A 21,201-nucleotide genomic window follows, 5' to 3' on the forward strand; every position below is an offset into this window, starting at 1 on the left:
GGTTGCCCAACCAAACGTTTCTCTAAAAATAAATCAATGGGCTCAATTTATCTCTTTGGACTGTGCTTTAGGCACGAGCTGTGTGATCTGCGATGAAATTGTTCCATCATTTAATTGCGTTTGAATTACTTGCCCTTCTTGTAATTGAGAAATCGACTTTATGACTTTATTGTTCGTTTTTGTGATGCTGTAACCACGCGCTAATACACTCAATGGGCTCACACTATTTAACGTTGCAGCCAAGAACGCTAATTTATTTTGACGGGCGTTAGCGTGTTGTTTTTGCAGCTGGCTTAATTGCAACGTTAATTGATTGAGGCGCTGCTTAGCCTGTGTAATACGACCATTAGGATGCTGGTGGCTTAACTTTTGTTCTAATAACGACATGCGACTTTGCAAAAGGTGATGACGCTGATCAAAGGCGCGCTGCAAACGCAGTGACAGTTCGTCAATACGCTGTGATTGCTGCATTAGTTGGTTCTTAGGGTGTTGCAGCCTCAAGCGTTGTGTGAGGTTTTGTGTACGCTGCTTGGCGTAATTAATCTGGTTATTAGTGGCTTTTTTAAGTTGTCGCTTTTTATTAGCGATTAAGTCAATTAAGACATCTTGTTCTGAACTTACGAGTTCAGCCGCCGCAGACGGTGTTGCTGCTCTTAAGTCGGCAGTATAGTCTGATATAGTCGTATCTATTTCATGGCCTACCGCACTAATGATAGGTAAGTTGCTGGCGAAAATAGCCCGTGCGAGTAATTCTTCATTGAAACACCATAGATCCTCAAGAGAGCCCCCACCTCGACCAATAATTAACACGTCTACTTCGTTACGTTGGTTAGCCAGCTGTAACTTTTCGATGAGTTGGAAATGCGCGTCTTTGCCTTGCACTTGGGCTGGATAAATAATCACTTCAAGTTGGGGCGCACGGCGTTGTAATATGGATAAGATATCTTTTACCGCAGCACCCGTCGCAGAGGTAATGATCCCTACTTTGTTGATATGTGCTGGCAATGGTTTCTTATGGGCACTGCCAAAAAGCCCTTCGGCTGCGAGCTTTAGCTTGAGTGCGTCGTATTGCTGTTTAAGTAACCCTTCGCCAGCTGCTTCCATGTGTTCGACTATGACTTGATAATCACCCCTTGGTTCATAGACAGAGATGCGAGCTCGCAGTGTGACCTGTGCGCCATTCACCGGGCGGTAGCTACAATTACGATTATTTCCTCGCCACATTGCAGCTTTTACTTGGGCTTTTTCATCTTTAAGTGAAAAGTACCAATGACCAGACGCAGGCGCAACAAAATTTGAAATTTCTCCAGTTAACTGAATTTGGGCGAAACCTTGCTCTAAAATAGCTCGGATCTCTTTGTTTAATCTAGAAACTGTATAAATATGTTGGGGTATAGTACTGCGTGATTGATAGCTCAATTTAGTCTCTCCAAGTGCCATTGCGGTGTACTTTATCACATTTTTTGATAATATTTATTTACTCGCATGGGGAACGCTGATAAAATTTGCACGCAATTCCTTATACTCAGTTCCACGTGAGAGAAATCGCAAACATGCTAAGAATTGCCAAAGAAGCCCTAACCTTTGATGATGTGCTATTAGTTCCAGCACACTCTACTGTTTTACCTCATACTGCAAATCTATCGACGCGTTTAACGCGTGGTATTGAATTGAACTTACCCCTTGTATCAGCCTCTATGGATACTGTTACTGAAGCGCGTTTAGCGATTGCGTTAGCGCAAGAAGGTGGTATTGGTTTTATTCATAAGAATATGACGATTGAAGAGCAAGCTCGCAATGTACGTAAAGTTAAAACGTATGAAGCGGGGATTGTTTCTTTCCCTGTTACTGTGACTGCAGATTTAACTATTGAAGATGCACTGGTACTTGCTGAAGAAAAAGGCTTCTCAGGTTTTCCTGTGACGGGTGCCGATAATCAGCTTGAAGGGATTGTGACGAGTCGTGATATGCGTTTCGAAACAAAACTAGACCAGCCTGTTTCAACCGTAATGACGAAAAAAGATAAGTTAGTGACGGTGAAAGAAGGCGCATGTCGTGAAGAGATTCTTGGCTTGATGCATGAGCACCGAATCGAAAAGATTTTGGTTGTTGATGATGCATTTAAGCTTAAAGGCATGATCACGGTTAAAGATTATCAAAAAGCCCAAGAAAAGCCGAATGCATGTAAAGATGAGCGTGGCCGTCTTCGTGTTGGTGCTGCTGTAGGTGTTGGTGCGGGTACTGATGAGCGTATCGCTGCATTGGTTGATGCAGGTGTTGATGTATTACTTATCGATACTTCTCATGGTCACTCACAAGGTGTACTTGACCGAGTTAAAGAAACGCGTACTGCATTTCCTGATTTACAAATCGTAGCGGGTAACGTTGCAACAGCTGAAGGTGCGATTGCCCTTGCTGATGCCGGTGTTGACGCGGTTAAAGTGGGTATTGGCCCAGGATCAATTTGTACAACACGTATCGTAACAGGTTGTGGTGTACCACAGATCACGGCTATTTCTGACGCAGTTGAAGGTCTTAAAGGTCGCGATATTCCTGTTATTGCTGACGGCGGTATTCGTTTCTCAGGCGATGTTGTTAAAGCATTGGTTGCAGGTGCGTCGTGCGTTATGGTGGGATCAATGCTGGCGGGTACTGAAGAGTCTCCAGGTGAAGTTGAACTTTATCAAGGCCGTTACTACAAATCATACCGTGGTATGGGGTCATTAGGCGCTATGAACCAAAAAGAGGGTTCGTCAGACCGTTACTTCCAAAACTCTAAGCAAGCTGAAAAGTTAGTGCCAGAAGGCATTGAAGGCCGTGTTGCTTATAAAGGACCTATTGCGACTATTATTCACCAACAAGTTGGTGGTATTCGCAGTGCTATGGGCCTAACAGGCTGTGCTGATATTTTTGAACTAAATACTAAACCACAGTTTGTGCGTGTTACATCTGCTGGTATGGGTGAGTCGCACGTTCATGATGTGCAGATCACCAAAGAAGCGCCTAACTACAGAATGGGCTAACACACTGAAATTCAGCGTGTTTAAATGGGCTAGCATATGCTAGCCCTTCTTAATTTTAAGTAAAGTTCGTTTTTGTGCTTTACTAAATTGATACCAATATAGCGAAGTTAACTCAGAGTAGTTTATTTCGGTTGGTGTGAGTCGTTTCCTAACTACGAGATTATCAATGAGCAAAGACATCCATGATTCCCGCATTTTGATTTTAGACTTCGGTTCACAGTACACGCAGCTAATTGCGCGTCGTGTTCGTGAAATCGGTGTTTATTGTGAGCTATGGGCTTGGGACGTGACCGAAGAGCAGATCCGTGAATTTAATCCGCAAGGTATTATTTTATCGGGTGGCCCAGAGTCAACAACTGAAGATAATAGTCCAAGAGCACCTGAGTACGTATTTAACGCTGGCGTGCCAGTATTAGGCGTATGTTACGGCATGCAAACAATGGCGATGCAGCTTGGTGGCTTAGTTGAAAGCTCTGACAAAAAAGAGTTTGGTTATGCCCGTGTTGAGAAAGTGGGTGACTGTAAGTTATTTGATCAAATTCAAGATCACATTGAAGACGGCACTGACTTTTTAGATGTGTGGATGAGCCACGGCGATAAAGTGATTTCAATTCCTGATACATTTACGACGACAGCGCGCACCGATACGTGCCCTCATGCGGCGATGTCTTGGGAAGAAAAGCGCTTCTATGGTGTGCAATTCCACCCAGAAGTGACACACACGCAGCAAGGCTTGCGTTTATTAGAGCGTTTTGCAATCGACATTTGTGGTTGTGAGAAGTTGTGGACGCCAGCACAAATCATTGATGATGCGATCGCGCGTATTAAAGAAAAAGTAGGGGATGACGAAGTTATCCTTGGCTTATCAGGTGGTGTTGATTCATCAGTAGTTGCGATGCTGATTAACCGTGCGATTGGCGATAAACTTACCTGTGTATTTGTTGATAACGGTTTACTTCGTTTAAACGAAGGTCAACAAGTCATGGATATGTTTGGTGATAAGTTTGGTTTGAATATCATCAAAGTAGATGCTGAAGCCCAGTTTTTGAAAGATCTTGAAGGGTTATCAGATCCTGAAGATAAGCGTAAAGCAATTGGCCATACTTTCATTGATATTTTTGACGAAGAGTCGAAGAAATTAGTGAATGCTAAATGGCTGGCACAAGGGACGATTTATCCTGACGTGATTGAATCGGCAGCCTCTGCAACAGGTAAAGCGCATGTCATCAAGTCACACCATAACGTAGGTGGCTTGCCAGATGATATGGAAATGGGGCTTGTTGAGCCATTACGTGAATTGTTTAAAGATGAAGTACGTAAGATTGGTCTAGAGCTCGGCTTACCTTACGATATGCTTTATCGTCATCCATTCCCAGGGCCAGGTCTAGGTGTACGTGTACTTGGTGAGATCAAGAAAGAGTACTGTGACTTGCTACGTCGCGCAGACGCTATCTTTATTGAAGAGCTGCATAAAGCTGACCTTTATCATAAAGTGTCTCAAGCGTTTACGGTATTCCTACCAGTGAAATCAGTAGGGGTGATGGGTGATGCACGTAAGTATGATTGGGTTGTATCATTACGCTGTGTAGAAACCATTGATTTCATGACTGCGCGTTGGTCACACTTGCCATACGACTTTTTAGGGTTAGTATCGAACCGTATCATTAATGAAATTGATGGTATTTCGCGTGTTGTTTACGATATTTCAGGTAAACCACCAGCAACTATCGAGTGGGAATAACTACGTATTAGTGACTTAGTTTACTAATATTAAAGGCGAATATGTTAAATATTCGCCTTTTTGTTTATTTAAAAGGCAGTTGAACGGTATTTTATAAAATAACGCTTTACCTTTTATAAAACATCTCTATAATTCGTCGTCATTGCAGGGGCGTAGTTCCAATTGGTAGAACAGCGGTCTCCAAAACCGATGGTTGCGGGTTCGAGTCCTGCCGCCCCTGCCACTTCCTTTTTTACTTCATATTTTATATTCTTAGCAACACTCAGTATTATAAAATCGTAGGTTTTTATGCACCCATTGCATGCCGATATTTTAGATGTCTCCCCTTTGGTATTAAAACACACTCATACTGCGTCAACCTCAGATCAGGCTAATGTATACATTGAGCTAAGTCCGCAAATGGCCATCGATATCGGATTGGTTAATACACACCTTGATTTAAATGGTGTGCAACAGGGGCATGATGTGGCGGTTAATGGCCAAGGGCTAATATTGCCTTCAGGGCAATTAAACCCAGAACAGAAACGCCAATTATGGAAACTGTTAAGTGAATACTAATATTAAGCACGACATACTCGCTCAGCTACCTGTGTGTGAATTTATGGCAATAGAAATCGCATGCCATGCCTTTCCTTGGACACAAAAAACGATGGAAGGCTGTTTAGCTGGACGCTACTTTAATGGTGCATTGTATGTAGATGAGCAACTTGCGGGTTTTTATGTAGGTGAGCGAGCTGGGCCCGATAACACCTTAATGGATATTTGTATTGCACCTGAGTTTCAAGGGAATGGCTTAGCGAAAGCCTTGTTACAAGATTTTGTGACGCGCAGTGAGATAATGTCTGCTGAAAACTTGTTTTTAGAAGTGAGGGCATCGAATAAAGCCGCTATTGGTCTGTATGAGCAAGCTGGGTTTATTGAGTCAGGTATTCGTAAAAATTACTACCCGAGTCATGACGGCAAAGAAGATGCGATATTAATGGCATTAGCTCTGTGCTTTATGGGCGGCAGCTAACCTAGATACTGGTGCACCATATAGTCCAATAGAAAAGCATCACCATCTAACTATGCTTATTTAGTTCGCAACTTTCAGTGGCTGTTGATTGGTGAGTGTGTATTTAATTGCCTCAGTCAGATTCAATAACGCATATTGCCACTGGGCTTTATTATTGGTTCGAAGACTCTGTTCTAAATCATCTGCAGCACTATGTACGTTCATAAAGCCAAAACATCCAGCACTGCCTTTTAAGCTATGAGCGAGCGCCCTGAGAGATTCCCATTCCTGATTATCGTAGTACGTTTGTAGCTGAATAAGGTAGTCAGGCAGCTTTTCGATATAGTTTTGGCTGATCTGCATAAACTTTTCACTTTGAAGTAAAGAGTCCCATTGCGACTGGCTGGCGTCTTCAATTTGCAAATGTTCCAGTAAGACCGATCCTAACTCTGCTTTATCAATAGGCTTACCTAGGGTTGCATCACACCCTGCTGCGAGATAGGTATCAACATCTTGCTTCATAACATTCGCTGTAAGAGCAATAATAGGGCCATCATAAGCCGCATGACGGAGCATTTCGGTGGCTTCTAAGCCACCCATTACCGGCATTTGCATATCCATTAATATCAGTTGGTAATCGTTTACGAGTGCCTTTTCTACAGCTTCAGCGCCATTGTTCGCGATATCTGGCGTGATCCCCCATGCTTGTAATAGCAGTGTAACCAAGACTTGGTTATCAGTGTTATCTTCTGCCAGCAATATATGCGCATCTAGATGAGTGTTTGCTAACTCTTCAGACACATTGGGCTCAGGTAGTGCTGCAGATAGCTCATAAGCAAGTTCATACTCGCTGTTTTGATAGTTACCAGCGATGCTAATGGTGAATCGGCTGCCAATACCTTGCTCACTATTTACCTCAACATCTCCGCCAAGCAGTTGTGCCAGATTTTTTGAGATACATAACCCAAGCCCTGTCCCCCCAAAGCGGCGCGTGGTGGTGCTATCTGCCTGTTCAAAAGGTTTAAATACGCGGTCTATTTCAGCTTCAGACATACCAATGCCGGTGTCTTCTACAACAAACTGAAATTGTTGTAATGTTTCATTGAACGAGACTTTGATCTTAATGCCACCGAACTCGGTAAACTTCACTGCATTCGTCGCGATGTTTAATAAAATCTGTTTTAAACGGGTAATATCGCTATTCATGGTTCGTGGAAGCGGGAACTGGTATTCAACAGCAAATGATAAGAGCTTTTCTTGTGCCATAGGCGCCATGATTGAATTAATATCATCTAGCAGGGGCTGGAGTTTTAATTCATTTTTTTCGACGGCCAGCTTTTCGGCTTCGATTTTTGATAGATCGAGAATGTTGTTGATGAGTTCTAATAGGTGCTTTGAATTACGCAGCACAGTATCTAAGTGGTGACGCGTACCTTGTGCATCAGGGTTGTGCAACAGTTGCTCTGTAAAGCCCATGATTGCTGTAAGCGGCGTGCGTATTTCATGGCTCATATTTGCCAAAAAGCGGCTTTTCAATTCATTGGCTTGCTTTGCTTGCGTGATAGCCATACCCAGTTGCTTATTCATTTCTTCTAGAGCACGGGTTCGGTTGTCTACCTTTTCTTCTAAGTGATGTTTATACTCTTCTAATTCACCCTGAAAGTCTCTTATTTGCTTAACCATGTGATTGAAGTCATGAAATAACGTGCCTACTTCATCATTACCTTGTGTGGGTAGATATACGGATAAATCACCGTCACCGACTCTATGACTCGCTTCACCCAATAACTCTATCGGGTTTAATAGTAAGTTGCGCACGACGATAAAAATTAAAATGGGTAATATAATGACTGACAAAATCACAATCAGCGCAGTGATCAGGCTGATGGCTTTACCTGAGTGGTATAACAAAGACTTAGGGATCGTTGATAAGTAATAATAACCACCACTTAGCTGTACGGCGTAGAGCATCCGCTCGATGTTATCTATACTATTGAGGTTAATAGCGTTAAGCGTGCCTTTGTCTGCTACATCATGAATTTGCTCTATTTCATCTGGCGATAGGTAACTACCAAAAAGTTGCTTGTCTGAGCTAAATAAAATCTCACCGCCATCGGTCACTAATAAGTTCAGGGTATTATCGTAGGCAGCTTCAAAAATGCTGGAGTTAATAATAGAAGGATCAACTTTAACGATGATATAGCCTTGTTGATTAGGCTGTCTAAGTTGTAGGTTAACGCCATAAATGCGCTGTACAAAATATAAGTGCGTCGTGCCTTTTTCTGTAGCAACCATGAACTGTTGCTGTCTTAAATTATTATTGATCATTTGACTATAAAACGGGTAATTCTGTGGTGCTTTATTCAAATTATTTGCGTGATAGGCCTGACTTTTACCTGCAGGGTCAATCAAGTTAATGCTTAAAATGTCAGGGTAAGCCTCACTGTAACTGGCAAATACATCAACAAGGGCACTGAGTCGAGACGTACTTGATACATCATAAAAGCTATTGTGATTCAGAAAGTCCATTAATACAGGCGAGTTTGAGAGTAATTTTGTCGTAGACTGGTATATCTCAATGTAGTTAAACATTTTTTGCTGTTGCTGCTCAACAAAGCGACTCACGGTGAGCTTGGCCTGCTTTTGAGTTGAACTCGTTACATTAGTGAGAGTAAAACCACCAAGAAACAACAAGGGTAATATCACCAAGGGGGTGATATACCATAATAGCTTAATACTCAACTTACTTGTTTTCATGGTGTTACATAGATATCCATATGATTGATCAGTATAAGAGATCATTATTGGTTTACGACATTCTAATCCTAAGCCAATGCAGCATGTTTCACAAGAAAACGCGTTAGAGTAAGGTTAAATTGGTGTCTATTTTATGAAGTTTCTATGATAACAGTGGTATGTATACCAATAGTATTAAATGAATAGCTTGCTATGAGGTAATTTAAGTCAGTTATATCATATTGATATGATAGAGCTTTGAGTTGGGTAAAAGAGCTAAAACAGTAAAAGAATGTGCCCCAGCGTCGCGGATGCTGATGTCAGCCCTTGAACCCTAAGGTTCAAGGCGGAACGCAACAGCTTACCGTAGGCTTCTCGGTACATGCCGAGCTTGCACAATAGTAAGCAAACTACGTCCCTAAATAAAGTTTATCGGCTCAGGGACTTAATCTGCTGTCCAACGCGCTAGGGAACCCAAACAGTATATAAAACATCTGCGTGAGTAGAAACCATAAATATAAAATACTTATTCGTTTGCTGTTAATTTAGGCTGTGTCGCTAGTTTAGTAAACGGTGCGTTTGATTTTTAAGCTAGCACATACAATTGCTTGGAGTTGCTATACTTCGAGTGGTAGCATTAACCCACTAAATTGTGAGTGTAAGAAATACTGATGAGCGAATTAAAAGATTATACCCAAGCCCAATTGGTGCTAGAAAAAAACGACATTTATGTAGCCCCTGCTGAAGTACATGGTGCCATCAGTGGTTTATTGGCTTGCGGACTGAATATAGAAGCAAAAGAATACTTAGGTTTACTGAGTGATGTGTTCAATGAAGGGCAAAACTTTAGTGAAGAGCTAAAGCAGTTCTTTGCCGATATGTACAAACATGTCATTGAGCATTTTAATGAAAGTGAATTTCAGTTTGACCTTTTTCTCCCTAGTGAAGATGAGTCATTGCTAGATCAAGCCAATGCACTGGTTGCTTGGGTGTCTGGTTTTTTACTTGGTTTTGGCTTAAAGCAAAAAGACTATGGCAAGTTGTCGGCTGACGTAAAAGAGGTGATCAGTGACTTCACTGAGATCACTAAGCTTGATACGCACTTTGATGACAGTGAAGAAGATCAGCAAGCTTTACATGAAATTGTTGAGTATATTCGGGTCTCTGCTTTGTTATGTTTCGCAGAGATGGGAAAAGAACCTGACGCCAGTACAACCTCAAAGACACTACACTAATGATCACAATACAAGAATTCTTAGAACGCCGTACCCGAGTACTGGCACAATTAGATAATGACTCAGTAGCGATTATTCCAGCCGCTGTTGAATTAACGCGAAGCCGAGATACAGAATACGCATTTCGACAAGATAGCGACTTTTTTTACTTAACGGGCTTCAACGAGCCAGATGCCGTATTGGTGTTAAGTAAGGATAAACAAGGCAAAGGGGTAAGTAGCTTATTTTGCCGAAACAAAGACAAAGTTGCTGAAATTTGGCATGGTCGAAGAATGGGCTTTGAGCGCGCAAAAACAAACTTGCTGCTTGATGAGACATACCCATTAAGCGAGCTCGATGAAGAGTTACTCCATTTGGTAAATGGTCATCGGGTATTGTATTTTGGTCAAGGCACGTATGCGGCGTTTGACGATAAAATATGGTCTTTGATGAACACACTCCGTGGCGCGCCTAAAAAAGGCTATCGAGCACCTGAGATCATTAAAGATATTCGCCCAATACTACACGAAATGCGCTTATTTAAATCGGAAGCTGAAATTGCCGTGATGCGCAAAGCCGCACAAATTAGTTGCAATGCGCATAAGCGTGCGATGCGTTTTGCCTCAGCTGAGGCGACTGAATATCAACTTGAGGCGGAAATTCATCATCATTACGCTATGAATGGCGCACGTCATCCAGCTTACGGCACCATTGTTGGCTCGGGTAATAACGCCAATATTTTACATTACACAGAAAATAGCGATGACTTGCATAGTGGTGATTTAGTACTTATTGATTCAGGTTGTGAACTAGAAGGGTATGCCGCTGATATTACCAGAACGTTCCCTGTATCTGGTCAATTTAGTGAATCACAAAAAGTCGTGTATGAACTGGTATTAGCGGCACAAGAAGCGGCATTTAAACACGTCAAACCCGGCGGTACTTTAGTCAAAGCAAATCTAGCGGCAATGAAAGTAATGACCCAAGGTTTGATCGACCTTGGAATTTTAGCGGGTGATTTAGATACACTGGTTGATAAGCAGGCATGCAAAGCTTTTTATATGCATGGCTTAGGTCATTGGTTGGGGCTTGATGTACATGATGTGGGTGAATACAAGCAGGATGAAGCAGACCGAGCTTTTGAGCCAGGTATGGTTCTGACTATTGAGCCAGGGTTGTATTTCGATGAAGATGCTGAAATTCCTGAGCAATATAAAGGAATTGGCATTCGCATTGAAGATGACTTATTGGTTACCAGCGATGGCTTTGAAAACTTAACTGCCGGTGTCCCAAAATCAATTATTGAAATAGAAGCCCTCATGCAACAGTAGGAGAGTCGGTTGCAACAGTTTGATGTATTAATTGTCGGTGGCGGTATGGCGGGAGCCACCGCTGCCTTGGCAATCAAAAAACAGTGTCCCACTTACCAAATTGCTGTGATTGAAGCATTTGCTTTAAATGATCATGCTCATCCGAGCTTTGATGATCGCAGTATTGCACTCGCACAACAGTCGGCGTCATATTTGATGAAGCTCGGGCTATTTAATCCTCAATGGTCTTTTACACAGGCAATTCATCAAGTACATGTGTCTGACAGAGGCCATTTTGGAAAAACTGATATAGATCATCAGGATTATAACTGTGATGCGTTAGGCTATGTGGTAGAGGTTAATCAATATGGGCATGAGTTACACCAACAACTGAAAAAATCGGATATTACGTTATTTTGCCCAACAACGGTGTGTGCACTCGAACAGCAACCGGAGCAGATCACGCTGACACTGTCTACTGATGAGGTGTTGGTTGGTAAGTTATTGGTTGTGGCTGATGGGGCTAAATCTCCCACTCGCGAGTTATTAAAATTGGGCTTTGAAAGCACGCAGTATGAACAAGGTGCATTAATTGCAAACATTGAAGTTGCGGGTGGTCACAACGGTCAAGCGTTTGAACGATTTACCGAACATGGGCCAATGGCTTTATTGCCGATGAGCCAAAACCGCTACTCACTCGTATGGTGTATGGAGAATAATCAGCTGCACGAGTATCAAAATATGAAAAGTGAGCAGTTTGTTGAAGCACTGCAAACAGCCTTTGGTTTTCGAGCTGGATTATTTACTCAAGTAGGAAGCCGAACATCGTATCCATTGGTACTTGGCAAAGTAGAGCAGTTAGCACATCATCGCTGCGTTATTATTGGGAATGCAGCACATGCCATTCACCCTATTGCGGGCCAAGGCTTTAATTTAGGTGTACGAGATATTCAGCAGCTGGTGTCATTAATGGCAAGCGGGCCACTCGACGGATTGGGCGATTTCTCTTTTACTCGAGCATATGCAAAAGCCAGAGAGGCAGACATAAAGCAAGTGATGACATTAACAGATACCTTAGTTCGGCTTTTTTCAAATAGCTCGCGTATTTTTGCTTTGGGGCGTAGTTGTGGTTTGCTGGCAATGGCGTTGTCGACACGGTTAAAAAGTCCATTAGCAAAACAATTGATGGGTCATGTGATCAAAGGAAGTAAGTAATGCAACAAGCGCAAGTATGTATTGTGGGTGGTGGTGCCGTAGGGTTAACTCTGGCGCTTGGCCTTGCAAAGGCTGATATAAATGTGTTGGTTATCGATAGTAATGGGGCACCTCAGCCGCTGGCAGCGCAATTTGCCAATAGAGTGAGTGCGATTAGCTTAGCCAGCCAAACTCAGTTTGAGCAGTTAGGTGTGTGGCAAGATATTGTTTCACAGCGTGCTACCCCTTATACCCATATGGATGTGCGCGATCAGGATAGTTTTGGTAAAATAGCATTTAATAATGTGGAGTTAGATTTACCAGAGTTGGGGCATATCGTTGAAAACGATGCGATCCGTTACGCATTATTTACCGCGCTTCAGCAACTCGATAATGTGACATTGTGTTTTGACACGCGTTATCAAACCATTCATCAGACTGAAACTGATGTATTAATAACGCTTGAGTCTGGCATACCTGTGATGGCTAAATTACTGGTAGCCGCTGATGGAGCAAATTCAGCGATACGTACTCAGTTTAAAATGCCACTGACATTTTGGGATTATGACCATCATGCTATTGTCGCGACTGTTAAAACCCAATTACCACATGATGCGACTGCTCGACAGATATTTTTAGATACTGGGCCTTTGGCATTTTTACCTCTGCAAGATGAACACCATCATTCAATCGTTTGGTCTACCTCACCTGAAGAAGCAAAGCGTTTAATGGCGTTACCTGACATTGAATTTAACAAAGCGCTTAATGTTGCGATTGATGGACAATGTGGTTTGTGTGAAGTAGCCGATGATAGAGCGGTATTTCCCCTAAAAATGCGTTACGCTCAGCAATGGCTTAATGGCAAAATTGTATTGATGGGTGATGCAGCACACACGATTCATCCATTAGCGGGCCTTGGCATGAACCTTGGGTTAAAAGACGCAGAAGCATTGATTGAACAGTTAAGTAAAGAAGGCGAATTTGCCACGACGCGCGCTCTTCGCGAATATGAGCGAAGCCGTAAGCTTGATGCTCAAAAGCACATTGCCATGATGCAAGGCTTGAAAGAGTTATTTGAAGGTTCAAATCCCGTTAAAAAGTTGATCCGTGGAGTTGGGCTGAGCTTGGTTGATAACTTAGGTCCGATCAAGACTTTATTTGCAAAAGAAGCGGTAGGTAAGTAGGGCATGACACCTAAACTTCGTCTTCCTGAATTTGCTCCCTAAATTTTATCTCCCTGAACTGGACTCTTACACTCCGTCTCCCTGAACTTGATTCAGGGTCCATTAGTTTGACCCCCGGGTTTACGTTTTACATGGATCCTGACCTTCGTCAGGAAGACGGCGGGTGTTGTGGTTTGACGCCTATACTTCGTATTCCTGAATTTGACTTTTAAACTTCGTCACCCTGAACTTGACTCTTACACTTCGTCTCCCTGAACTTGATTCAGGGTCCATTAGTTTGACCCCCGGGTTTACGTTTTACATGGATCCTGACCTTGATCAGGAAGACGGCGGTGTTGGGATTTGACGTCTAAACTTCGTATTCCTGAATTTGCTCCCTAAATTTTATCTCCCTGAACTGGACTCTTACACTCCGTCTCCCTGAACTTGATTCAGGGCCCGTTGGTTTGACCCCCGCGTTTAGGTTTTACATGGATCCTGACCTTCGTCAGGAAGACGGCGGGTGTTGTGGTTTGACTCTTAAACTTCGTCTCTGAACTTGACGCTTAAATTTTGTCTCCCTGAACTTGATTCAGGGTCCATTGGCTTGAGGTCTGAGTTTATGTTTTACATGGATCCTGACCTTCGTCAGGAAGACGGTGGGTGTTGGGGTTGGCGCCTATACTTCGTATTCCTGAATTTGACTTTTAAACTTCATCTCCCTGAACTTGATTCAGGGTCCATTGAGTTAGGCGCTAGCTTCTAGAGCTATATCCTACATATTTAACTTAATCGCAGGGCAATAAACTCCGCTAACTTATCGACGGCATGCACAGACTCAGCAGAGTTTTTGACTAAGCAGATCCCAATGTCGCCGAGTTCTGGTAAATGTTTAGTGCTGGTTTGATAGTTAAGTTCATTGGGTACCGTGCTTTTTGCAAGTACCGTCACGCCTAGTCCTTCTTTTAATGCAGCGGTCAACCCTGTTAAGTCGGCATTACTATATATAACACGGTGTTTAATGCCCGCTTGTTGTAGTGCTTCAATGGCACGGCGGCGATAAATACACCCTTCTGGCGCGGTAACTAAGGTAACGACCTGCGTGCTATCTTTGACCAAAGACAGGTCGCCAACCCACACTAACTGATCTTGCATAAACACAGGGAATTGCTCTGATCCAGTTTGCTCATTTAATGCTAACACGAGATCAAATTGATCTTGGCGAGATACTGAAAGCAAGTGTTTACTCAAGCGAGATTTAACTTCAAGCGATACATCAGGGTACAAAGCAACAAAGTCGCCAATGATTGAAGGCAGTATACGGGCAGCAAATTCACTGGGTATACCTAAACGGACTTTACCTGTAACGCTCTCGGAAGTGAATTGCTGTAAAATCGCGTCATTATGCTGCAGCATTTGTTTTGCAAGTGGCAGTAATAACTCACCGTATTGATTTAAAACTTGGCGCTGGCCTTGCTTTTTAAACAGCTTACAATTGAGCATATCTTCAAGGCGCTTAATTTGTAAAGAGACTGCCGGTTGCGATAAACCCAGTCGTTCTCCCGCTTTTGCAAAGCCACCCACTTCAACCACGGTGACTAATGTACGCAGTCCATCAATAGATAAGTTCTTCATATTAATAAATACAATTTAATCTAGCTGTTTATATAAGTATTATTTATCAATTGATAAAAAATTACAATTTGTTGTTGCTTATCAGCCCTCATATACTCGCAGTCAATGAAAATTTATTTAAGGTGTAGCAATGACTTTTGCTCCTACAATGTTTGCTAAACATCGCCAAGGCACAGCGCCTGCAGCCAATAGCATGGTTGCTACACATAACCTAGTGATTTTAGATTTTAGTGGTTTTGAAACCACGCCATTTTTAAATCAAGTACTAGGGCTTAACTTAAACAAATTGATGGCCCCGGGACTGGGCGTCAAAGGTCAATTAGTAAGTGGTGAATATTTTGCCGTTTATTACTTTAGCGAAACGGCCTATCGCTTTGTTGTTGATGTGGAGTCGGTTGCATCATTTAAAGCTTTAATCACTCAGCATGAACATGACTATGATATTGAGCTGGTGGTGCGTGACGACTTAAATGTAAACACGCTCAGTGGTCAGCAAGCATTTGACACCTTGGTGAGCAGCTTTGAACTAACGCCGGGTCTTCGTATATCTGACGAGCAAGCGTGCTATGGCCGACAAAGTGGTGAGGTGTTTGTCACTTCATTACTGCAAAGCGGCGAACAGCAATATCAGCTTATTGCGCTAAAACCAACACTTGAAAAGTGGCAAGGCGTATTGCAGCAACAAGGCTTTAGCCTAAACTAACAAACAGATTAAATGATAGGGGCTAGCAAGACGATTTTGCGGCCCTTATTGTTATTGAATTAACCCCACCTCACTATGAGGCAAGACTTATAGCTCATACCCTATAAGTTCAAATATGACAGTGAAGGAATGATATGACTTCTAAAACAGTACTACATGCAAAGCACATTGAAGCTGGCGCGAAAATGGTGGATTTCCACGGTTGGGATATGCCAATTAACTATGGTTCACAGATTGAAGAGCATAACGCGGTACGTACCGATGCCGGTATGTTTGACGTATCTCATATGACCATTGTTGATGTGAAAGGCAACGATGCCAAAGCATTCTTACGTAAGTTGGTTGCTAATGATGTAGCGAAGTTAACTGTTCCAGGTAAGGCTCTATACACTGGCATGTTAAATGAGCAAGGCGGCGTAATTGACGACCTTATCATTTATTTCTTCACTGAAACGGATTACCGACTAGTGGTTAATTCAGCGACGCGTGAAAAAGATTTAGCACACATCGCAACAGTATCTGAAGGTTATGCAGTTGAAGTAACTGAACGTCCAGAGTATGCGATGATTGCAGTACAAGGCCCGAATGCCAAAGCAAAAACGGCTGAGGTTTTAAATGCTGAACAAAATGCTGCTGTAGAAGGTATGAAGCCTTTCTTTGGTGTGCAAGCAGGTGATTTATTCATCGCTACCACAGGTTACACGGGTGAAGCAGGATATGAAATTGTGGTACACAATGACGGTGCTGCGGACCTTTGGCAAAAATTATTAGATGCAGGTGTTGCTCCTGCTGGCTTAGGTGCACGTGATACGCTACGTTTAGAAGCGGGCATGAACTTGTACGGCTTAGACATGGACGACACTGTGTCGCCATTGGCTGCAAACATGGCGTGGACGATTGCTTGGGAACCTGCTGAGCGTGACTTCATTGGCCGTAAAGTGGTTGAGCAACAACGTGCAGACAAGAGCACAGATAAGCTAGTTGGTTTAGTGCTAGAGAGCAAAGGCGTGTTACGTGCAGGCTCTAAAGTTATCGTAGAAGGTGGCGAAGGGGTTATCACTTCTGGTACATTCTCACCGACGCTTGGCTTTAGTGTTGCTTTAGCACGTGTACCTCGCTCTACTGGTGAGACAGCACAGGTTGAAATGCGCAAAAAGCTAGTTGACGTTAAAGTAGTGAAGCCAAGCTTCGTACGTAACGGCAAGTCAATTATTTAATATTATAATAGGGCGGTGCGCCGCCTAAAAAACCGAACCAAAGGAACAAAAAATGAGCAATATTCCTAGCGAGTTAAAGTACGCGTCTTCACACGAGTGGGTTCGCGCCGAAGGTGATGGTACTTATACTGTAGGTATCACTGAGCACGCTCAAGAGCTTTTAGGCGACATGGTATTCGTAGAATTACCAGAAGTTGGCGATGAAGTTGATGCGGGTGAAGATTGTGCTGTAGCTGAGTCGGTAAAAGCGGCATCAGATATCTATGCACCAATCACTGGTGAAATCGTTGCTATTAACGAAGACCTTGAAGATTCACCAGAAACGGTTAACAACGACGCGTTCGGCGACGGTTGGTTATTCCGTGTTAAAGCATCTGATGAAGCTGAGCTAGGTAACCTGTTAGATGCAGAAGGTTACGCAAACTCAATCGACGAAGATTAATCGCCGAGTGAGTTTTTAAAAGCCCCAACTGGGGCTTTTATTGTTTTCAAACACACACTTTAGTCAAGCCATTACCCTTGATGTGTGCTGTTTAAAATTGATTACCATAGACCAATATAAACCCCGTTGGTTTATTGCAGTAAATATTATTTATATTTTTGGATCATAGGAATCTGGACTAATGTCAAACGCCAAATCTCTTGAACAGTTAGAGCAAAAGCAAGATTTTATTCGCCGCCATATTGGGCCTAGCCCAGCGCAAGTTAGCGATATGCTAGCTGCTCTTGAAGTATCGAGTGTTGAAGAGCTGATCGGTCAAACCGTCCCTGCAGCTATCCGTTTAGAGCAAGGTTTAACAGTAGGCGATAGCCGTACTGAAGTTGAAACGTTGAGCTACTTAAAGTCAGTTGCAAGCCAAAACAAAGTATTCAAGTCGTACATTGGACAGGGCTACCACCCAACACATGTACCAAACGTGATTTTACGTAACGTACTTGAAAACCCAGGTTGGTACACGGCATATACACCTTATCAGCCAGAGATTGCGCAAGGTCGTTTAGAATCACTACTTAACTTCCAGACTCTTACCATTGATATTACTGGTTTAGACTTAGCGTCAGCCTCATTGTTAGATGAATCAACTGCAGCAGCAGAGGCGATGGCACTGGCTAAACGCGTATCTAAAGCGAAAAAAGCCAATGCATTCTTTATTGCCGAAGACGTTCACACGCAAACCATTGACGTAGTAACAACGCGTGCAGAACAGTTTGGTTTTGACATCATCGTTGGTCCAGCAACAGACGCCGTAAATCATGAAATTTTTGGTGCGCTATTCCAATACCCAAGCACAACGGGTGAAGTGGTAGACGTACAAGCGCTTATCGCACAAATACAAGATAAAAAAGCGATTGCTTGTGTTGCAGCAGACATCATGAGTTTAATGCTTCTAAAAGCACCAGGTAAACTCGGTGCAGACGTCGTACTAGGATCAGCACAACGTTTTGGTGTACCAATGGGTTACGGTGGTCCACATGCTGCATTTTTCGCAACACGCGATAAATATAAGCGTTCACTACCTGGTCGTATTATTGGTGTATCAAAAGACCGTTTAGGTAACGATGCATTACGTATGGCAATGCAAACACGTGAACAGCATATTCGTCGTGAAAAAGCCAATTCAAACATTTGTACAGCGCAGGTATTACTTGCCAACATGGCAGCATTTTATGCGGTGTACCATGGTCCACAAGGGCTAAAAACCATTGCTCAGCGTACTAACCGTTTTGCCAGCATTTTAGCAACCGGCCTTAAAGCAAAAGGCGTTGCATTGAAGCATGACACATGGTTTGACACGCTAACAGTAGTAAGCGCAGACAAAGACGCGGTAGTGGCACGTGCAATTGCAGCAGAGGTAAACTTTGCAACTAATCATGCCGGTGAATACTCAGTATCAGTGAACGAAACAACCACTCGTGCCGATGTAGCACAGTTGTTTGATATTATTCTAGGTGAAGGCCATGGCCTTGATGTAGACGCACTTGATTCTCAGGTTGCAGCTGATGGCATCACAGGTATTCCTGCAAGCCTAGAACGTGACGACGAAATTTTAACGCACCCTAACTTCAACTCGTACCACAGCGAGACTGAAATGCTGCGTTATATTAAGCGTCTTGAAAATAAAGATTTAGCGCTTAACCACTCTATGATCTCATTAGGTTCATGTACCATGAAACTGAATGCGACAGCGGAGATGATCCCAGTAACGTGGCCTGAATTTGCAGAAATGCACCCATTCTGCCCGCTTGATCAAGCACAAGGTTACCAAGTGATGATCAACGAGCTTAACGAGTGGTTGGTAAACATCACCGGATACGACGCAGTATCACTACAGCCAAACTCTGGTGCACAAGGTGAATATGCGGGTCTTATCGCAATTCGTAAATACCATGAGTCACGTGGCGAAGGGCACCGTAACATCTGCTTAATCCCAAGTTCAGCACATGGTACTAACCCAGCATCAGCACAAATGGCCAGCATGAAAGTGGTGGTTGTTGCGTGTGACTCGCTTGGTAACATTGATATGGACGACCTACGTGCGAAAGCCGCTGACGTCGCTGAAAACCTATCATGTATCATGGTAACTTACCCATCTACACACGGTGTTTACGAGCAAAGCATTAAAGAAGTATGCAACATCGTGCATGAGCACGGCGGCCAAGTATACATGGATGGCGCGAACATGAACGCACAGGTGGGTATTACCAGCCCAGGTTCAATTGGGTCTGACGTATCGCACCTTAACTTGCACAAAACATTCTGTATTCCACACGGTGGTGGTGGCCCAGGTGTTGGCCCAATTGGGGTTAAATCACACCTAGCAGAGTTTATGCCGAACCACAGCGTGATCAACGTGCCTGGCACGACTGAAGGCAATGGCGCAGTATCAGCAGCACCATACGGTTCAGCCGCTATTTTACCTATTTCATGGGCATACATCACGATGATGGGCTCAGAAGGCTTAAAGCAAGCAACTGAAATGGCGATTGTGAATGCTAACTACTTAACTGAAAAGCTAAGTGAGCATTACCCAATTTTGTACCGTGGTCAAAACAACCGTGTTGCTCATGAGTGTATTGTTGATTTACGTCCAATCAAAGAAACGTCAGGTATCACAGAAATGGATATCGCTAAGCGTTTACAAGATTATGGTTTCCACTCACCAACTATGTCGTTCCCAGTAGCGGGCACATTGATGATTGAGCCTACTGAGTCTGAATCTAAAGTAGAAATTGACCGCTTCATTGAAGCTATGATCTCTATCAAGGGCGAAGTAGACAGAATCATCTCTGGTGAATGGTCTATCGAAAACAACCCATTGGTATTTGCACCACACACCCAAGCTGACGTACTAGGCAATGAGTGGAACCGAGCGTATGACCGTTTCTACGCGGCATTCCCAGTACCAAGTGTGGCAAAAGACAAGTTCTGGCCAACAGTTACACGTATTGATGACGTGTTAGGTGACCGTAACTTAATTTGTTCATGTCCGCCGATTGAGACGTATGCAGAGTAATTGAGGTAGGTTGGGCTTTATGCCTAATCTCAACCTAGATTTCAAAAGCCGCTTTGAGTGATCAAAGCGGCTTTTTTGTGGCTAGTTAAATAGAAGTAGGTATTTTAATTGTGTCTTCCTGACGCAGGTCAGGATCCATTCTTAGTAGTACTTGTATCAAGGTCGTCTTCCTAACGTAGGTCAGGATCAATTCTTAGCGCTTGTATTAATATCGTCTTCCTGACGAAGGTCCGGATCCATAAACCACTTGTATCAGCACTTTTTGGTCATCAACTATTACCTCTAAACTAACCCTTTGTCGCGTTGGCGACAGCAACCAAAGAGGGACGGCCGCTGGCCCCTCTCTGGACTCACCCAGCGCCCCACCATCACGCTGATCTTCAAATAAACAATTGATGTGAACGTAAACGCCATGTATTCGCCGTCCTTGGCGAAATCATGGCTTGCCTCGCATCCATGCGAGCGCATTACTCATCAATTGTTTATTTTCAGGCGTGATAGAAGGGGGAATGGTGTTTTCTGTAAGCGCGGTGATAGTGGTTAGAGTATAGGCGATAGCTAGTTTTGCTAACTTTGTCTTCCTGACGCAGGTCAGGATCCATTCTTAGCAGTACTTGTATCAATATCGTCTTCCTGACGCAGGTCAGGATGCATGCTTAGCAGCACTTGAATCAATATCGTCTTCCTGACACAGATCAGGATCTATGCATAGCAGCACTTGAATCAGTATCGTCTTCCTTACGCAGGTCAGGATCC

15 protein-coding genes, 1 tRNA gene and 1 other RNA gene are annotated in these 21,201 nt (G+C 43.2%); 13 read left to right on the plus strand and 4 right to left on the minus strand.

Features of this window, described 5'->3' with window-relative positions:
- Nucleotides 1-42: 42 nt before the first annotated feature.
- Nucleotides 43-1,440, minus strand: a complete 1,398-nt coding sequence (gene xseA / locus BGP78_RS09795; protein ID WP_119861225.1) for an exodeoxyribonuclease VII large subunit — start codon at nt 1,438-1,440, stop codon at nt 43-45.
- A gap of 113 nt (nt 1,441-1,553) precedes the next feature.
- On the opposite strand from xseA, the gene guaB reads away from it, so the two are divergent.
- The 5 genes from guaB to rimI all read left to right on the plus strand — a co-directional run bounded on the left by guaB (nt 1,554) and on the right by rimI (nt 5,779).
- Nucleotides 1,554-3,023, plus strand: a complete 1,470-nt coding sequence (gene guaB, locus BGP78_RS09800) for an IMP dehydrogenase (protein WP_010362529.1) — start codon at nt 1,554-1,556, stop codon at nt 3,021-3,023.
- A gap of 166 nt (nt 3,024-3,189) precedes the next feature.
- Nucleotides 3,190-4,764, plus strand: a complete 1,575-nt coding sequence (gene guaA, locus BGP78_RS09805) for a glutamine-hydrolyzing GMP synthase (protein ID WP_119861226.1) — start codon at nt 3,190-3,192, stop codon at nt 4,762-4,764.
- A 146-nt stretch (nt 4,765-4,910) separates the two neighbouring features.
- Nucleotides 4,911-4,987: transfer RNA gene (locus BGP78_RS09810), tRNA-Trp, on the plus strand.
- A gap of 65 nt (nt 4,988-5,052) precedes the next feature.
- Nucleotides 5,053-5,322, plus strand: coding sequence for a hypothetical protein (locus tag BGP78_RS09815; RefSeq protein ID WP_119861227.1), 270 nt, complete (start codon nt 5,053-5,055; stop codon nt 5,320-5,322).
- 43 nt (nt 5,323-5,365) lie between these two features.
- The gene (rimI, locus tag BGP78_RS09820; protein ID WP_119861275.1) at nt 5,366-5,779 is read left to right on the plus strand and encodes a ribosomal protein S18-alanine N-acetyltransferase; all 414 of its coding nucleotides are present in this window, start codon (nt 5,366-5,368) and stop codon (nt 5,777-5,779) included.
- A 60-nt stretch (nt 5,780-5,839) separates the two neighbouring features.
- Here the strand turns inward: rimI and BGP78_RS09825 are convergent, their stop codons facing one another.
- A complete protein-coding gene (locus tag BGP78_RS09825; protein WP_119861228.1) occupies nt 5,840-8,515 on the minus strand; it encodes an ATP-binding protein in 2,676 nt (891 codons plus the stop codon).
- Between the two features lie 271 nt (nt 8,516-8,786).
- Nucleotides 8,787-8,969: non-coding RNA, 6S RNA (gene ssrS / locus BGP78_RS09830), on the minus strand.
- Between the two features lie 196 nt (nt 8,970-9,165).
- On the opposite strand from ssrS, the gene BGP78_RS09835 reads away from it, so the two are divergent.
- From BGP78_RS09835 to BGP78_RS09850, 4 genes are read left to right on the plus strand one after another with little or no spacing between them, the layout of a single operon-like run.
- Nucleotides 9,166-9,729: a UPF0149 family protein gene (locus BGP78_RS09835; RefSeq protein WP_119861229.1), complete on the plus strand. Its 564-nt coding sequence runs from the start codon at nt 9,166-9,168 to the stop codon at nt 9,727-9,729.
- Complete coding sequence (gene pepP, locus BGP78_RS09840) at nt 9,729-11,039, plus strand: Xaa-Pro aminopeptidase (RefSeq protein WP_119861230.1); 1,311 nt, start codon at nt 9,729-9,731, stop codon at nt 11,037-11,039. Before BGP78_RS09835 ends, pepP begins: the two co-directional genes overlap by 1 nt.
- Before the next feature lie 9 nt (nt 11,040-11,048).
- Nucleotides 11,049-12,233 (plus strand): 2-octaprenyl-6-methoxyphenyl hydroxylase, encoded by a 1,185-nt coding sequence (gene ubiH / locus BGP78_RS09845; RefSeq protein WP_119861231.1) that lies wholly within the window; start codon nt 11,049-11,051, stop codon nt 12,231-12,233.
- Nucleotides 12,233-13,396 carry an FAD-dependent monooxygenase gene (locus BGP78_RS09850; RefSeq protein WP_119861232.1) on the plus strand — a complete coding sequence of 388 codons (1,164 nt, stop codon included), beginning with the start codon at nt 12,233-12,235 and terminating at the stop codon, nt 13,394-13,396. Before ubiH ends, BGP78_RS09850 begins: the two co-directional genes overlap by 1 nt.
- 762 nt (nt 13,397-14,158) lie before the next feature.
- Here BGP78_RS09850 and BGP78_RS09855 read toward each other — a convergent pair.
- Complete coding sequence (locus BGP78_RS09855) at nt 14,159-15,010, minus strand: LysR family transcriptional regulator (RefSeq protein WP_119861233.1); 852 nt, start codon at nt 15,008-15,010, stop codon at nt 14,159-14,161.
- Nucleotides 15,011-15,140: 130 nt separating this feature from the next.
- On the opposite strand from BGP78_RS09855, the gene BGP78_RS09860 reads away from it, so the two are divergent.
- The 4 genes from BGP78_RS09860 to gcvP all read left to right on the plus strand — a co-directional run bounded on the left by BGP78_RS09860 (nt 15,141) and on the right by gcvP (nt 20,445).
- Complete coding sequence (locus BGP78_RS09860; protein ID WP_119861234.1) at nt 15,141-15,713, plus strand: hypothetical protein; 573 nt, start codon at nt 15,141-15,143, stop codon at nt 15,711-15,713.
- 134 nt (nt 15,714-15,847) lie between these two features.
- Complete coding sequence (gene gcvT / locus BGP78_RS09865; protein WP_119861235.1) at nt 15,848-16,930, plus strand: glycine cleavage system aminomethyltransferase GcvT; 1,083 nt, start codon at nt 15,848-15,850, stop codon at nt 16,928-16,930.
- Between the two features lie 52 nt (nt 16,931-16,982).
- Nucleotides 16,983-17,372, plus strand: a complete 390-nt coding sequence (gene gcvH, locus BGP78_RS09870; protein ID WP_010362541.1) for a glycine cleavage system protein GcvH — start codon at nt 16,983-16,985, stop codon at nt 17,370-17,372.
- A gap of 181 nt (nt 17,373-17,553) precedes the next feature.
- Complete coding sequence (gcvP, locus tag BGP78_RS09875; protein ID WP_119861236.1) at nt 17,554-20,445, plus strand: aminomethyl-transferring glycine dehydrogenase; 2,892 nt, start codon at nt 17,554-17,556, stop codon at nt 20,443-20,445.
- Nucleotides 20,446-21,201 lie beyond the last annotated feature (756 nt).

Origin of the sequence: Pseudoalteromonas sp. MSK9-3 (assembly GCF_003590335.1) — a bacterium.
GTDB lineage: Bacteria > Pseudomonadota > Gammaproteobacteria > Enterobacterales > Alteromonadaceae > Pseudoalteromonas.

What these genes read in the sequence shown, in the direction of transcription:
- guaA (WP_119861226.1), top strand. Translation starts at nt 3,190, where the DNA reads ATGAGCAAAGACATCCATGATTCCCGCATTTTGATTTTAGACTTCGGT.
- rimI (WP_119861275.1), top strand. Translation starts at nt 5,366, where the DNA reads ATGGCAATAGAAATCGCATGCCATGCCTTTCCTTGGACACAAAAAACG.
- pepP (WP_119861230.1), top strand. Translation starts at nt 9,729, where the DNA reads ATGATCACAATACAAGAATTCTTAGAACGCCGTACCCGAGTACTGGCA.
- BGP78_RS09835 (WP_119861229.1), top strand. Translation starts at nt 9,166, where the DNA reads ATGAGCGAATTAAAAGATTATACCCAAGCCCAATTGGTGCTAGAAAAA.
- BGP78_RS09850 (WP_119861232.1), top strand. Translation starts at nt 12,233, where the DNA reads ATGCAACAAGCGCAAGTATGTATTGTGGGTGGTGGTGCCGTAGGGTTA.
- gcvP (WP_119861236.1), top strand. Translation starts at nt 17,554, where the DNA reads ATGTCAAACGCCAAATCTCTTGAACAGTTAGAGCAAAAGCAAGATTTT.
- BGP78_RS09815 (WP_119861227.1), top strand. Translation starts at nt 5,053, where the DNA reads ATGCACCCATTGCATGCCGATATTTTAGATGTCTCCCCTTTGGTATTA.
- xseA (WP_119861225.1), bottom strand. Translation starts at nt 1,440, where the DNA reads ATGGCACTTGGAGAGACTAAATTGAGCTATCAATCACGCAGTACTATA.
- gcvH (WP_010362541.1), top strand. Translation starts at nt 16,983, where the DNA reads ATGAGCAATATTCCTAGCGAGTTAAAGTACGCGTCTTCACACGAGTGG.
- gcvT (WP_119861235.1), top strand. Translation starts at nt 15,848, where the DNA reads ATGACTTCTAAAACAGTACTACATGCAAAGCACATTGAAGCTGGCGCG.
- BGP78_RS09825 (WP_119861228.1), bottom strand. Translation starts at nt 8,515, where the DNA reads ATGAAAACAAGTAAGTTGAGTATTAAGCTATTATGGTATATCACCCCC.
- BGP78_RS09855 (WP_119861233.1), bottom strand. Translation starts at nt 15,010, where the DNA reads ATGAAGAACTTATCTATTGATGGACTGCGTACATTAGTCACCGTGGTT.
- BGP78_RS09860 (WP_119861234.1), top strand. Translation starts at nt 15,141, where the DNA reads ATGACTTTTGCTCCTACAATGTTTGCTAAACATCGCCAAGGCACAGCG.
- guaB (WP_010362529.1), top strand. Translation starts at nt 1,554, where the DNA reads ATGCTAAGAATTGCCAAAGAAGCCCTAACCTTTGATGATGTGCTATTA.